The 12,988-nt window shown below is 76.8% G+C and carries 17 protein-coding genes and 1 riboswitch; of the genes, 5 read left to right on the forward strand and 12 right to left on the reverse strand.

Annotation, left to right across the window (positions count from 1 at the left end; genetic code table 11):
- Nucleotides 1-81 precede the first annotated feature (81 nt).
- Nucleotides 82-1,104, reverse strand: a complete 1,023-nt coding sequence (locus ACI79X_RS21715) for a 1-aminocyclopropane-1-carboxylate deaminase (RefSeq protein ID WP_457027497.1) — start codon at nt 1,102-1,104, stop codon at nt 82-84.
- A complete protein-coding gene (locus ACI79X_RS21720; protein WP_457027498.1) occupies nt 1,088-1,753 on the reverse strand; it encodes a GntR family transcriptional regulator in 666 nt (221 codons plus the stop codon). The genes ACI79X_RS21715 and ACI79X_RS21720 overlap by 17 nt, the downstream gene beginning before the upstream one ends.
- 125 nt (nt 1,754-1,878) lie before the next feature.
- On the opposite strand from ACI79X_RS21720, the gene ACI79X_RS21725 reads away from it, so the two are divergent.
- Entirely contained in the window at nt 1,879-2,319 is a 441-nt protein-coding gene (locus ACI79X_RS21725) for a rhodanese-like domain-containing protein (protein WP_457027499.1), read from the forward strand.
- Here ACI79X_RS21725 and ACI79X_RS21730 read toward each other — a convergent pair.
- Nucleotides 2,303-2,866 carry a GNAT family N-acetyltransferase gene (locus ACI79X_RS21730; RefSeq protein ID WP_457027500.1) on the reverse strand — a complete coding sequence of 188 codons (564 nt, stop codon included), beginning with the start codon at nt 2,864-2,866 and terminating at the stop codon, nt 2,303-2,305. The two genes, ACI79X_RS21725 and ACI79X_RS21730, sit on opposite strands and share 17 nt — an antisense overlap.
- Before the next feature lie 22 nt (nt 2,867-2,888).
- Complete coding sequence (locus tag ACI79X_RS21735) at nt 2,889-3,692, reverse strand: SDR family NAD(P)-dependent oxidoreductase (RefSeq protein WP_457027501.1); 804 nt, start codon at nt 3,690-3,692, stop codon at nt 2,889-2,891.
- A gap of 88 nt (nt 3,693-3,780) precedes the next feature.
- On the opposite strand from ACI79X_RS21735, the gene ACI79X_RS21740 reads away from it, so the two are divergent.
- The 3 genes from ACI79X_RS21740 (at nt 3,781) to ACI79X_RS21750 (ending at nt 6,719) form a co-directional block, all read left to right on the forward strand.
- On the forward strand, nt 3,781-4,509 hold the full coding sequence (locus tag ACI79X_RS21740) for a Mut7-C RNAse domain-containing protein (RefSeq protein ID WP_457027502.1): 729 nt from the start codon (nt 3,781-3,783) through the stop codon (nt 4,507-4,509).
- Between the two features lie 126 nt (nt 4,510-4,635).
- Nucleotides 4,636-5,265: a superoxide dismutase gene (locus tag ACI79X_RS21745; RefSeq protein ID WP_457027503.1), complete on the forward strand. Its 630-nt coding sequence runs from the start codon at nt 4,636-4,638 to the stop codon at nt 5,263-5,265.
- Between the two features lie 161 nt (nt 5,266-5,426).
- Entirely contained in the window at nt 5,427-6,719 is a 1,293-nt protein-coding gene (locus ACI79X_RS21750; RefSeq protein ID WP_457027504.1) for an Nramp family divalent metal transporter, read from the forward strand.
- 101 nt (nt 6,720-6,820) lie between these two features.
- Here ACI79X_RS21750 and ACI79X_RS21755 read toward each other — a convergent pair whose 3' ends face one another.
- Complete coding sequence (locus ACI79X_RS21755; RefSeq protein WP_446758069.1) at nt 6,821-6,991, reverse strand: hypothetical protein; 171 nt, start codon at nt 6,989-6,991, stop codon at nt 6,821-6,823.
- 53 nt (nt 6,992-7,044) lie between these two features.
- The gene (locus ACI79X_RS21760) at nt 7,045-7,965 is read right to left on the reverse strand and encodes an alpha/beta fold hydrolase (protein WP_457027505.1); all 921 of its coding nucleotides are present in this window, start codon (nt 7,963-7,965) and stop codon (nt 7,045-7,047) included.
- Nucleotides 7,966-8,014: 49 nt separating this feature from the next.
- Between ACI79X_RS21760 and ACI79X_RS21765 the strand changes: the two genes are divergently transcribed.
- Nucleotides 8,015-8,632, forward strand: a complete 618-nt coding sequence (locus tag ACI79X_RS21765) for a TetR/AcrR family transcriptional regulator (protein ID WP_457027506.1) — start codon at nt 8,015-8,017, stop codon at nt 8,630-8,632.
- On the opposite strand, the gene ACI79X_RS21770 is transcribed toward ACI79X_RS21765, so the two are convergent.
- From ACI79X_RS21770 to ACI79X_RS21795, 6 genes are all read right to left on the reverse strand, one after another.
- The gene (locus ACI79X_RS21770; RefSeq protein WP_457027507.1) at nt 8,633-9,268 is read right to left on the reverse strand and encodes a class I SAM-dependent methyltransferase; all 636 of its coding nucleotides are present in this window, start codon (nt 9,266-9,268) and stop codon (nt 8,633-8,635) included.
- Between the two features lie 60 nt (nt 9,269-9,328).
- Nucleotides 9,329-10,174: a bifunctional hydroxymethylpyrimidine kinase/phosphomethylpyrimidine kinase gene (thiD, locus tag ACI79X_RS21775; RefSeq protein WP_457027508.1), complete on the reverse strand. Its 846-nt coding sequence runs from the start codon at nt 10,172-10,174 to the stop codon at nt 9,329-9,331.
- Entirely contained in the window at nt 10,171-10,806 is a 636-nt protein-coding gene (gene thiE / locus ACI79X_RS21780; RefSeq protein WP_457027509.1) for a thiamine phosphate synthase, read from the reverse strand. Before thiE ends, thiD begins: the two co-directional genes overlap by 4 nt.
- Nucleotides 10,803-11,588 (reverse strand): hydroxyethylthiazole kinase, encoded by a 786-nt coding sequence (thiM, locus tag ACI79X_RS21785; protein WP_457027510.1) that lies wholly within the window; start codon nt 11,586-11,588, stop codon nt 10,803-10,805. Before thiM ends, thiE begins: the two co-directional genes overlap by 4 nt.
- Nucleotides 11,581-11,677, reverse strand: a riboswitch (TPP riboswitch). It overlaps the preceding gene by 8 nt.
- Nucleotides 11,670-12,317, reverse strand: coding sequence for a TenA family protein (locus ACI79X_RS21790; protein WP_457027511.1), 648 nt, complete (start codon nt 12,315-12,317; stop codon nt 11,670-11,672). It overlaps the preceding riboswitch by 8 nt.
- Before the next feature lie 55 nt (nt 12,318-12,372).
- Nucleotides 12,373-12,957, reverse strand: coding sequence for a thiaminase II/PqqC family protein (locus tag ACI79X_RS21795; protein WP_457027512.1), 585 nt, complete (start codon nt 12,955-12,957; stop codon nt 12,373-12,375).
- Nucleotides 12,958-12,988 lie beyond the last annotated feature (31 nt).

Consider the following 12,988-nt stretch of genomic DNA (forward strand, 5'->3'; position numbering starts at 1 on the left):
CCCCCCCCCCCCCCCCCCCCCCCCCCCCCCCCCCCCCCCCCCCCCCCCCCCCCCCCCCCCCCCCCCCCCCCCCCCGGGGGCTCAGGAGAAGAGCGCGCTGTAGCCGTTCAGCGCGGGCTGACCCCCGAGGTGGGCGTAGAGCACGGTCGACGACGGGTCGATCTCGCGGCGGCCGACCAGGTCGATCGTCGCGGCCATCGACTTCCCCTCGTAGACGGGGTCGGTGACCATGCCCTCGGTGCGGGCGGCCGTCTCCATGGCGCGGATCGTCGTCTCGTCGGGGATCCCGTAGACGCCGCCGTGGAACCGCTCGTCGAGCTCGACGTCGTCGAGGGTCAGCTCGCGCCGGACGCCGATCGCGCGGGCGGTCCGCTGGGCGATGCGCAGCACCTGGTCGCGGGTCTCGGCGGGCTTGGCGGAGGCGTCGACCCCCAGCACCCGCCGCGGCCGGGCGCCCTGCTCCTCCAGGAGCGCGAACCCGGCGACCATCCCGGCCTGGGTGGAGCCGGTGACCGAGCAGACGACGACGGTGTCGAAGAAGACGCCGAGCTCGGCCTCCTGCTGGGCCACCTCCAGCGCCCAGTTGGCGAACCCGTGCCCGCCGAGCGGGTGGTCGCTGGCGCCGGCCGGGATGGCGTAGGGCTTGCCGCCGCGGGCCTCGATCTCGGCGAGCGCGGTCTCCCAGCTCTCCTTGAACCCGATGCCGAAGCCGGCCTTCACCAGCCGCACGTCGGCACCGGCGAGCCGGCTGACCAGGATGTTGCCGACCTTGTCGTAGACGGCGTCGGGCCAGTCGACCCAGCTCTCCTGCACCAGCACGCAGGACAACCCGACGTGCGCGGCGACGGCGGCCACCTGCCGGGTGTGGTTGCTCTGCACCCCGCCGATGGACACGAGGGTGTCGCAGCCCTGGGCGAGCGCGTCCGCGACCAGGTACTCGAGCTTGCGGGTCTTGTTGCCGCCGTAGGCGATGCCGGAGTTGCAGTCCTCCCGCTTGGCCCAGACGGCGGCGCCGCCGAGGTGCGCGGTGAGCCGGTCGAGCCGGTGCACCGGCGAGGGGCCGAACAGCAGCGGGTGCCGCGGGACGTCAGCGAGGCTCGTCATGGGTCTCCTCCAGTTCGGACAGCAGCGCCGTCCAGATCTCGGTGGTCGTGGCGACGGCGGCGTCGACGTCCCCGGCCGCGCAGGCGGCGATCAGGCGGTCGTGCAGGGCGACCGACCCCCGCCCGTGCGCCGCGGCGAACCGGGCCCGCTCCAGCCGGCGGATGGCGGGGGTGAGGCGCTCGACGGTCGCGGTCAGCGCGCCGTTGCCCGCCCGGGCGAGCAGCACGCCGTGCAGGTCGTCGTCGGCGGCGAGCGCGGCGTCCAGGTCGCCGGCGTCCACGGCCGCGGCGAACCGGGCGTTGGCCGCGCGCATCGCGGCGACGTCGTCCCCGGTCACCCGGCCGGCCGCCTCCCGGGCGGCCAGCTCGTGCATGACCCGGACCACGGCGGCAGCGTCGCGCACCTGGCGCGGGCGCAGCGGCGTGACCCGGGTGTGGCTCTGCGGCTTGGCCTCGACCAGCCCCTCGTCGACGAGCTTGGCCAGCGCGGCGCGCACCGGCGCCACCGACAGCCCGAGGCGGGTGGCCAGCTCGGCGTCCTTGACCACGGCGCCGGGCGCGAGCTCGCCGGTGACGATCGCCGAGCGGATGCGGGTCAGCGCCTGGTCGCGCAGCAGCACCCGGCCGACGGGGACGAGGGGTGCGGTCACAACTGACATCTCAGATGTCAGACTGCTCCCCGTCAAGAGCATGAGCGCTACGGAGGCCGATCCGGTGCGGTTCCTGGCAGGCGGAGGCCTCGTCGGGGAGGGCCCGCGTCCGCAGGATCGACGGCATGGACTGGAGCACCGCCCCCGCCGACGCCGCCACCCACTTCGCCCGCCGGCTGGCCGTGGAGACCGACGTGTCCGACGTGCACGCCGCCCTCGAGACCGGCGACCCCGGGTTCGTGCTGCTCGACAGCCGCAGCCGGGAGGCGTGGGACCAGGGGCACGTGCCCGGTGCGGTGCACCTCCCCGGCCGGGAGCTCGCGGCCCGCGCGGAGGCCGAGCTGGACCGGTCCGTCCCGGTCGTCGCCTACTGCTGGGGCCCGGGCTGCAACGGCGCCACCCGCGCGGCGCTCGCGCTGGCGCTGCTGGGCTACCGGGTGCGGGAGATGATCGGCGGCTTCGAGTACTGGGCCCGCGAGGGCTTCCCGGTGGCGACGGCGGACGGCCTCATCCGGCCCGAGGTCGACCCGCTCACCGCGCCACGGGCGATCAGCTGCGGGTGCTGAGCTCGGGGACGTCGTCGTCGGCCAGGCGGGCCCACAGCAGCTCGTCGTGCTTCACGCCGTCGCCGTAGCGGTGGGAGCGGCGCAGCCGGCCCTCGAGCGTGAAGCCGGCCTTCTCCGCGACCCGGCCCGACGCGGGGTTCCCGGCGGCGTGCACGAGTTCGACGCGGTCGACCGGCAGCCGGGCGAACGCCCACCGGAGGACGGCGTCGACGGCGCGCGGCGCCACCCCTCGGCCGCGCGCCCCGGGGGCGACCCAGTAACCCACCTCGGCGTCGCCCTGGTCGAGGTCGACCGAGTGCAGCGCGACCGAGCCGACCACGGCACCGTCCGCGACGTCGGTGACCGCCCAGGGGACGAACGGGCGGTCGCCGACGTCGAGGCGGCGGGCGAGCCACTCCTCGGCCGCCTCCCGTGTGCCGTCCATCGCGACGGCGTTCCACAGCCGCAGCGCGGGGTCCTGGAAGGCCGACCAGACGGCGTCGAGGTCGCCGGCCCGCCACCGGCGGAGCAGGAGCGGGCCGGCCGGCAGCTCGTCGGGGTCGCGCACGGGCCCGATCGTGCCGGGGAGGTCAGCCGTCGGCCGACCCGGGGGCGGCCATCGGCTTCATGGTCTTGGCGGCCACCGTGTCGGGGGTCAGCGCGGACATCCGGCCCATCGCCTTGCTGGTGAGGGAGCCGGCGAACACCGACGCCTCGCCCTTCATCAGGCCCTCGTAGCCCTGGCGGGCCACCTGCGCGGGGTCGTCCTTGGCGTCGCTGGCCCCGAGCTTGGTGTCGGTGAGGTCGCCGCGGTCGAAGAACTCGGTGTCGGTGGGGCCGGGCAGCAGCGCGGTGACGCTCACGCCGGTGTCGGCGAGCTCCTCGCGCAGCGCCAGCGCCAGCGACTGCACGAACGCCTTGGTCGCCCCGTACACGGCCTGGAACGGCTGCGGCGCCTGCGAGGCCACCGACGAGGTGAACAGGATCCGGCCCTCGCCGCGCGCCTTCATGTCCTCCACGACGCGCTTGGCCAGGTGCACCGTCGAGCCGCAGTTGAGGGCCACCATGCCCAGCTCGGCGTCGAGGTCGGTCTCGGCGAAGGCACCGCCCACGCCGACGCCGGCGTTGAGCGCCGCGGCGGCCAGCGGGCGGCCGGAGCCGCGGACGGCGGCGACCAGCAGCTCCCGGTCGTCGTACCGCGTCAGGTCGCCGCGCACCGGGGAGACGTGGGCGCCCAGGCCGCGCAGCGTCTCCGCCGCGCTGTCGAGCTCGTCGTCCTCGGCGGCCACCACCAGGTCGAAGCCGTGCTCGGCGAACTGCTCGGCGAGGGCGAGTCCGATGCCGCTGGAGGCGCCGGTGACGAGGGCGAGGGGACGGTCGGTGGGGACGGTCACGGGGACTCCCGGGGATCGAGGCGGTGCGGTCACCCCGGACATGCCCATCCGGGACGGCCGCGACCCGCCACCCGGGTAGGAGGCACCCGTGGACCCGCGCCCGGTCGCCGTCACCGTCGACGACGCCCTGCGCCCGCTGCTGCCGGCCCGCGACCGCGCGGCCGGACGGCGGGTGCTCGGCGCCGACCCCGACGCGACCGTCGGCCACCTGGTGCAGGCCGCCGGGGTGCCGCTGACCGAGGTGGGCGAGCTGCTCGCCGACGGCGTGCCGGTCGGGCCCGGCGCCCGGCCGGGGGCGGTCGTCGTCGTCCGGGCCCGGCCGCGGCCGCAGCCGGTGCCCGCCGGCGGCTTCCTGCTCGACGTCGGCCTGGGCGCGCTGACCCGGCGGATGCGGCTGCTCGGCCTGGACACCGCCTGGTCGCCGGAGGCGCGCGCGCCCGACGCCGACGACGCCGAACTGGTCGCGGCCGCCGTCGCCGAGGACCGGGTGCTGCTCACCCAGGACCGCGGCCTGCTGATGCGCCGGGCGCTGCCCGCGGGGGCGTGGGTGCGCGGCGGCGGCCCGGACGAGCAGCTCGACGACGTCCTCGACCGGTTCCGCCCGCCGCTGGCGCCGCTCACCCGCTGCCCGGCCTGCAACGGCGTCCCGGTGCCGGTCGACGCCGCGGCGGTGGCCGGCGAGCTGGAGCCGGGTACCCGGCGCACCGCCACCGACTTCACCCGGTGCCCGGGCTGCGGGCGGGTCTACTGGCGCGGCGCGCACGCCCGTCGCATCGACGCCCTGGTCGCCCGGGCCCGCCGGGTAGCGGGCCATTAGCGCTACGAAGGCCGGTCCCTCGTCCGCCATCCGGGGACTGGCCCGCGGGGGCCACGAGTCGGCCCCCGCGTGTCAGCCCCGCCGGGCAGGAGCACGGGCGTCCGCTAGCCCGACGGAGGGAACCCCGTGCCCGAGTACTCGCTCCCCGACCTGCCCTACGACTACGCCGCCCTCGAGCCGCACATCTCCGGCCGGATCATGGAGCTGCACCACGACAAGCACCACCAGACCTACGTGACCGGCGCGAACACCGCGCTGGAGAAGCTCGCCGAGGCGCGGGCGAACGACGGGCTGGGCACGGCGAACCTGCACGAGAAGAACCTGGCGTTCAACCTGGCCGGGCACGTCAACCACTCGGTGTTCTGGCCGAACATGAGCCCCGACGGCGGCGACCGGCCCGACGGCGAGCTGGCCGCCGCGATCGACGAGCACTTCGGCTCCTTCGACGGCTTCCGCGCGCACTTCACGGCGGTCGCCGGCGGGGTCCAGGGCTCGGGCTGGTCGATCCTCGCGTGGGACTCGGTGGGCCAGAAGCTGCTCATCTGCCAGCTCTACGACCACCAGGGCAACCTCGCCGTCGGCCTGGTGCCGCTGCTGATGCTCGACATGTGGGAGCACGCCTTCTACCTGCAGTACCAGAACGTGAAGAACGACTACATCGCGGCGTGGTGGAACGTCGTCAACTGGGCCGACGTCACCGAGCGCTTCACCCGCGCCCGCACCGCCACCGCGGGTCTCGTCGTCCCGGCGGCCTGAGCGCCTCCCGGGGCCGCGGGCGCGTCCGCGGCCCCGGGACGCAGGCCAGGCTCACCTCGGCCCGCGCGGGCCACGTCCTGGCCCGACCGTGACACCCCCGGCGGGCAGACCAGGAGCGAGCCCTCCCCCCGTCCGCCGCCGCGCCGCCCTGTGAGGCCCCCGTGTACCTGTCCAAGACCGAGGCCGCCGTCCTCCCGACGACGCTGGTCGGCACCCCGCGGACCCCGCCGCCGCCCGCGACCGGCCGCCGCCGCATCTGGCCGCTGCTCGGCCCCGCGTTCGTCGCCGCCGTCGCCTACGTCGACCCCGGCAACTTCGCCACCAACTTCTCCGGCGGCGCCTCGTTCGGCTACACGCTGCTGTGGGTGATCGTCGCCGCCAACCTCATGGCGATGCTCATCCAGAGCCTCACCGCCAAGCTGGGCCTGGCCACCGGCCGCGACCTGGCCACCAACTGCCGCGAGCGGCTGCCCAAGCCGGTCACCCGGGGGCTGTGGCTGCAGGCCGAGGCGGTCGCCATCGCCACCGACCTCGCCGAGATCGTCGGCGGCGCGGTGGCGCTGAACCTGCTGTTCGGGGTGCCGCTGCCGGTCGGCGGGATCATCACCGCCGTCGTCGCGTTCGTGCTGCTCGGCGCGCAGTCGCGCGGGCACCGGCCCTTCGAGCGGGTCATCACCGGCCTGCTGCTGGTCATCGGCCTGGGCTTCGGCTACACGCTGGTCGGCGCCGGCGTGGACCTCGGTGGTGTCGCCGGCGGCATGGTGCCCTCCTTCGAGGGCCCCGACAGCCTGGTGCTGGCCGCCGGGATCCTCGGCGCCACGGTCATGCCGCACGTCATCTACGTGCACTCCGCGCTCACGCCCGGCCGCTACGGGGACGTCGTCACCGCCGGGAAGACCGAGCAGGGACGGCGCCGGCTGCTGCGGGCCCAGCGCCTCGACGTGCTCGTCGCGATGGGCGTCGCGGGCCTGGTGAACGCGGCCATGCTGATCATCGCCGCGCAGCTGTTCACCGCCGACGACGGGATCGAGTCGCTGGAGAGCGTGCACGCCGGCCTCGGCGACCAGCTCGGCACCGGCGCGGCCCTGGCCTTCGCCGTCGCGCTGCTGGCCAGCGGCTTCGCGTCGTCGTCGGTGGGCACGCACGCCGGCCAGGTCGTGATGGCCGGCTTCCTCAAGCGGCACATCCCGGTGCTGGCCCGGCGGCTGATCACCCTCGCCCCGGCGCTGGCGGTGCTCGTGCTCGGCGGCGACCCGACCACGGCGCTGGTCTGGTCGCAGGTGGTGCTGAGCTTCGGCATCCCGTTCGCGCTGGTGCCGCTGCTGTGGCTGACCAGCCGCCGCGACCTCATGGGCGGCTGGGTGAACCGTCGCGTGACCACGGTGGTGGGCTGCGTCGTCGCCGCGCTGATCATCGGCCTCAACGCCCACCTGCTGATCGGCTTCGTCTCCTAGAGGGCGCTCCCCCGCGAGATCTGCACACTCGGGGCCATCCGGCCCCGGAACACCCCGGGTGTGCAGATCTCGCGTTCCCGGGCGACGGGGCGCCGACGGCGTCAGGCCGGCTCGGGCACCCCGCCCGGGTCGCCGCCCGGGTCGTCGGGAGTGGGCTCCACGGGCGCGGGCGGGAGGGGCTCCGGCGCGTCGGGCAGCAGCTCACCCGGGTCGTCGGGCACCGGCTCGGTGGGGTCGATGACCGGTTCCGGTTCTGGGATCGGCGAGACCATCCGCCGAGTCAACCAGCGCCCCCGGCCGGGCGCACCGCGTCGGGCGCTCCGCATCAGGCCCGGTGCGCGGCGGCCAGATCGGCGGTGGCCCGGATGTCGTCGGCCAGCCGCGGCCACAGCGCCCGCGGCAGCTCGTGCCCCATCCCCGGGTGGACGACGAGCCGCGCGCCCGGCACCGCGGCCGCCGTCGCCTCCCCGCCCTCCGGCCGGATCACGACGTCGGCGTCGCCGTGCACCACCAGCGTCGGCACCCGGACGGCGGCGAGCTCCGCGCGCAGGTCGCGGGAGGCGCGGTGCGCGGCCTGCTGCCGGCGGGCACCGGGTCCGGTGAGCCCCGACGCGTCGCGGGCCATGGCCACCCGCAGCACCGCCAGGTGGTCCTCGCGGTCGGCGGGGAAGCCGGGCGACCCGGTCACCTCCTGCATCGCGACCATGAACTCGGCCATCGCCTCCGGCGTCGTCGCGGGCCCGCGCTCCTTCGCCAGCCGCCGGGCCCGGCGGACGAGCGCCAGCGTGGTGCGCGGCCGCATCCGGCCGATCCGCGGCGACGGCGTGGACATGACCGAGGTGAGCGACAGCACCCGGGCGGGGTGCTCGACGGCGAGCAGCTGGGCGATCGTCCCGCCCATCGACGCCCCGACGACGTGCGCGGCCGGCCAGCCGACGGCGTCCAGGACCGCGAGCGCGTCGCCGGCCATGTCCGACAGCGAGTAGGCCGGGGCCACGCGCCGCCACGGCTGCGCCGGGACCGGGGTGTCCAGGTGGGTGGACAGGCCGACGTCGCGGTTGTCGAAGCGGACGACGCGGAAGCCGCGGGCGGCCAGCTCCGCGCAGAACCCGTCGGGCCAGCCGACCATCTGGGCGCCCAGGCCCATGACCAGCAGCAGCGGGTCGCCGTCGGCCGGGCCGAGGACCTCGTACGCGATCTCGACAGGGGTGTCGGGCTCGCCGGAGCGCGCGGTCAGGATGGTCACGGCTGCCTCCCGGGGCGGTCTTTGAGGATACAGTCGTACCACGAAAGGGGTGCCGGTGCCGAGACGCGTCGACCACGACGAGCGGCGCCGGCACCTGACCGCCGCGCTGCTCCGCATCGCGAGCACCCGGGGCCTGCAGGCCGTGTCGATGCGCGAGGTCGCCGCCGAGGCCGGGGTCTCGCTGCGGGTGGTGCAGTACTACTTCACCGACAAGCGCACGCTGATGCTCTCGGGCATCGCCGAGCTCGCCGCCCGGCTCGACCGGCGGGTGCGCGAGCGGGCGGCGGCGATCGGCACCGGGCTGCCGCCGCGCACCGTCCTCGAGGTGGTCCTCGGCGCGATCCTGCCCACCGACGAGGCCAGCCGCGCCGACCAGCTGGCCTGGACCGCCTACTACGCCGCCGGGCTCACCGACCCGGCCGAGGCCGTCGACGGCCGCTACGCCCCCGACGCGCTCGAGCGGTGGCTCACCGGGGTGCTGCAGCGCGCCGTCGACGCCGGGGAGGTGCCGGCCGACGTCGACCCGCGGATCGAGGTGGTGAGCCTGCTGGCGCTGACCAACGGCCTGGTCAGCAGCGTGCTGGGCCGGCAGCGCGACGTCGGGGACGCGCAGCGCGTGGTGGCCTACCGGCTGGACCGGCTCTTCGGCACGGCGGGCGGGGACTGATCAGGCGACCGCGACGCCCAGCACGTGCGGGCTGGCCGGCACGCGGACCCGCCCGGGCGGGAAGTCGAACCGCCGCGCGCGGCGCACGGTGAAGCCCGCCCGCTCGATGTCGGCGACCTGGTCGGTGGCCGTGTGGCAGCCCCCGGCGAGCAGCGGCCAGCCGGCGGCGTCGACGAGGCGCTGCACCCGCCGCAGCCGCCGGTCCTCGGCCACCGTGTGCTCGAGGAAGCGCAGCTCCCCGCCGGTCCCGACCACCCGGCGCACCTCCGCCAGCGCCTGCGCGCGCTCCCGGATGCTGCACAGGACCAGGCAGAGCACGGCGGCGTCGGCCCCGCCGTCGGGCAGCGGCAGCTCATCGGCCGTGCCGGCGTGCACCTCCACGGCGATCCCGGCGGCTCCCGCCTCCCGCTCGGCGGCGGCGCGCAGCCGCGGCTCGGGCTCGACGGCGACGACGCGGGTGACCGCCGGCGGGTAGTGCCGGAAGTTCAGCCCGTTGCCGCAGCCGACCTCGACGACGACGCCGGCCAGCCCGGCGAGCAGCTCCCGGCGGAGGCCGGCCATGCCGGCCTCCTCGAGGCGCCGGCTGACCCGGTCGTAGCAGCGGCTGAACACGGGGCGCGGGCGGTCGGTCGCCATGGGCCACGGTCCCGGCCGCGCAGCGACCGCGTCAAGCGACGGTCGACGCGGACACCGTGCTCAGACCGCCCAGATGCCGGCGAAGTGGTGCACCGGGCCGTGACCCGAGCCGATGCCCAGTGCCGCCCCGCCGGCCAGCGCGGCCTGCAGGTAGTCGCGGGCGCCCTCGACCACCGGCGCCCAGTCCGGCTCGGCGTCCGCCTCGGCGGCCGCGCGGCGGCGGGCCAGCAGTGCGGCGATCGCCGACGACAGCGTGCAGCCGGTGCCGTGGGTGGCCCGGGTGTCGATCCGCGGACGCACGGTCTCCACCACGCCGGTGGCGGTGGCCAGCACGTCGACCGACTCGTCCCCGCCCAGGTGACCGCCCTTGAGCAGCACCGCCCGCGGGCCGAGCTCCAGCAGCGCCCGCGCCTGGCCGGGCAGCTCCGCGACCGCCGTGGCCGGCGCCGCCCCGAGCAGCGCGGCGGCCTCGGGCACGTTCGGCGTCACCAGGTCGGCCACCGGCAGCAGCACGTCGCGGACGGCGGCGACCGCGTCGTCGTCGACGAGCCGGTCCCCGCTGGTGGCCACCATGACCGGGTCGACGACGACCGGCCCGGCGGCGCGGTCGGCCAGCCGGGCCGCGACCTCGCGCACCACCGCGGCGGTGCCGAGCATGCCGGTCTTCGTCGCGTGCACCGTCACGTCGTCGAGCAGGGTGGCGATCTGCTCGCCCACGAACGCCGCGGGCACCGGGTGCACCCCGGTGACGCCGCGGGTGTTCTGCGCGGTCAGCGCGGTGAGCACCGCGGTGCCGTAGGCGCCGAGCGCGCTGAAGGTCTTGAGGTCGGCCTGGATGCCGGCGCCGCCGCTGGGGTCGCTGCCGGCCACGGTGAGCGCGACCGGCACCCCCGCCCGCCCGGTCACCGGGCCGCCCGCAGGGCGCGCGCGGCGGCCGCCGGGTCCGGCGCGGCGCAGATCGCGGAGACGACGCAGATCCCGTCCACGCCGGTCACCAGCGGCGCCCGCTCGACGTCGATCCCGCCGATCGCCACGGTCCGCAGCCCGCCCGCGGAGGCCTCCTCCGCCAGCGCGGCGACGCCCTCGGGCCCGAGGCCGGTGCCGGCGTCGGGCTTGGTCGGCGTGGTCCACACCGGCCCGATGCCGACGACGTCGACCGTGCCCGGCGGCAGCGCCAGCGCGCCGGCGAGCTCGTCGGGCGAGCCGGTCGAGAGCCCGAGCAGCCGGTCGGGGCCGATCCGCTCGCGGACCTCGGCGGCCGGGGCGTCGTCCTGGCCGACGTGCACGCCGTCGGCCCCGGCCACGAGCGCGACCTCGACGTCGTCGTTGACGAACAGCGCCACGCCCGTGCCGGCCAGGACCTCCTTCACGCTGAGCGTCAGCGCGTAGAGCTGGCGGCACGAGGCCGTCTTGTCGCGCACCTGCACCGCGGTCACCCCGCCGGCCACCGCGGCGCGCACGACCTCGGCCACGCCCCGCTCGCCGGACAGCGCCGTGTCGGTGACGAGGTAGAGCGTGGGGTCGAAGGCGGGCCTCACGCGTCCACCCGCGCGGCGGACAGGTCGGTCACCGCGTCGAGGGCGTCGAGCCACAGCGGCGCGAAGGTGCCGGGCCCGGCGGCGACGGCGGCCGCGGCCTCGGCGGCCAGCGCGACGTGCGCGTGCGCGGCGACCGCGCCGGTGAGCGGGTCGGCGCCCGCGCCCAGGTAGGCCGCGACCAGCGCGCCGAGCGCGCAGCCGGCCCCGGTGGTGCGGGTGAGCAGCGGCGAGCCGCCGCCCACCCGGACGGTGCGGGTGCCGTCGGTGACGACGTCGACCTCGCCGCTGACGGCCACCACGCCGCCGGTGCGCCCGGCCAGCGCGACGGCGGCGTCGAGCGCGTCGTCGGCCTTGTCGGTGGAGTCGACGCCACGCCCGCCGGAGCCCGCGCCGGCCAGCGCCATGACCTCCGAGGCGTTGCCGCGGACGACCGCGGGGCGCGAGCCCAGCAGCTCGGCGGCGAGCCCGGTGCGGAACGGCAGCGCGCCGACGGCGACCGGGTCGAGCACCCACGGCGTCCCGGCGGCCGCGGCCGAGCGGGCGGCCAGCCGCATCGCCTCGGCGGTGGCCCGGGTGACGGTGCCCACGTTGACCAGCACCGCCGAGGCGACGGCGGCGAAGCCCTCGGCCTCGGCCGGCTCGTCGACCATCGCCGGCGCGGCACCGACGGCGAGCAGCGCGTTGGCCGTGAGCGTCTGCACGACGGTGTTGGTGAGGCAGTGCACGAGCGGCGCGCGGCCCGCGAGGGCGGACCGGGCAGCGGTCAGAGCGGCGGCATCCACGCCGTGACATCCCTTCGCCAGCATGACCTGGACAGGTTCGACGGGTGTGTTCTCAGCCCGCCGGACGGCGGACACCCCGAGTCACTGACCGGCGACGGTACCCCCGCCCGCCGCCGTCCCGCTGGCGGCGGCGTCGAAGAAGGCCAGCTCCAGTTCCATCGCCCGCCGGTAGGCCCGGCGCACGGCCGGGGTGTCGGCGGCCAGCCGGTCGAGCAGGGCCTCCAGCGTGCGCGCCAGCTCCTCGAAGCCGGGGTCGGCGTAGGTGTCGACCCACTCGCGGTACGGCGCCGTCGCGCGGGGGGCGAGGGCCTGGCCGAGGTGCGCGTACAGCCGCATGCACGGCGTCATGGCTGCGCACACCTCGCCGGCGTCGCCGAGCGCGGCCGTGGCCAGCAGGAACTCGGTGTAGGCCAGCGTCGCCGGGGCGGGCTCGACGGCGGCCAGGTCGATGTCCCAGCGCGCCGCGTAGCCGTCGTGCAGCCGCAGCTCCTCGCGGACCCCGTCGAGCAGGCCGGCGAAGGCGTCGAGCGTCGCACGGTCGCGGCTGTGCGCCACCCCGAGCGCGTAGGCCCGGGCGAACGCCTCGAGGAAGAACGCGTCCTGGGCGACGTACCCGGCGAACAGCTCCCGCGGCAGGGTGCCGTCGGCGACGCCGCGGACGAACGGCGAGTCCAGCGACGCGGCCGCGAGGTCGGCGCTGCCGCGCCACAGGTCGGCCGACAGGCTCACGAGATCCTCACGAGGTCGCTCACGAGGTCGCTCACGAGGTCGCTCACGAGGTCGCTCACGAGGTCATCGCCCAGAAGTCCGCCTCCGCGGCGGCGACCTCCAGGAAGGCGGACTCGTCGGCCGGGCCCGCCGCGTCGGCCGCGGTCTCCAGCGCCGCCACGTAGCCCGCGAACCCCGGCGTCGTCCAGTGCTCGACGAACGGCCCGTACTGCCCGGCGCCGGGGCGGGCACCCCACCAGGCGTCGAGGTAGGCCCGCTCCACGGCCCACAGCGCGGTGAGGGCGGTGCCGACGTCGGCGACGTCGAGCCGGTACAGCAGGTCGCCGTAGGCGATGGTGGCCGGCAGCTGCGGCGCGGCGAGGTCGAGGCCCCGCTCGGCGGCGACCCGGCCGAACCAGTCGAGCTCCTGCACGAGTGCCACGCAGCCGTCGGCGAGGACGGCCTGCGCCGGGCGCGGGGCGCGGGCGAGCAGCCGCGCCTGGAAGCGCAGCAGGTCGCCGAGGAAGTGGGCGTCCTGCACGAGCCACGTGTCGAACGAGGCGTCGGACAGCGTGCCGTCGCGGACGGCGTCGAGGAACGGGGAGCGGGTGGCTCGGCCCCACGCGTCGGCGTGGCGGGCGAGCAGGTCGGCGACCGGCACGGCGGCCGACCCTACGGGGTGGTTATCGTGG

This window comes from Geodermatophilus sp. SYSU D01119 (genome assembly GCF_054049975.1).

What these genes read in the sequence shown, in the direction of transcription:
- ACI79X_RS21770 (WP_457027507.1), bottom strand. Translation starts at nt 9,268, where the DNA reads ATGGCGACCGACCGCCCGCGCCCCGTGTTCAGCCGCTGCTACGACCGG.
- ACI79X_RS21725 (WP_457027499.1), top strand. Translation starts at nt 1,879, where the DNA reads ATGGACTGGAGCACCGCCCCCGCCGACGCCGCCACCCACTTCGCCCGC.
- ACI79X_RS21755 (WP_446758069.1), bottom strand. Translation starts at nt 6,991, where the DNA reads ATGGTCTCGCCGATCCCAGAACCGGAACCGGTCATCGACCCCACCGAG.
- ACI79X_RS21715 (WP_457027497.1), bottom strand. Translation starts at nt 1,104, where the DNA reads ATGACGAGCCTCGCTGACGTCCCGCGGCACCCGCTGCTGTTCGGCCCC.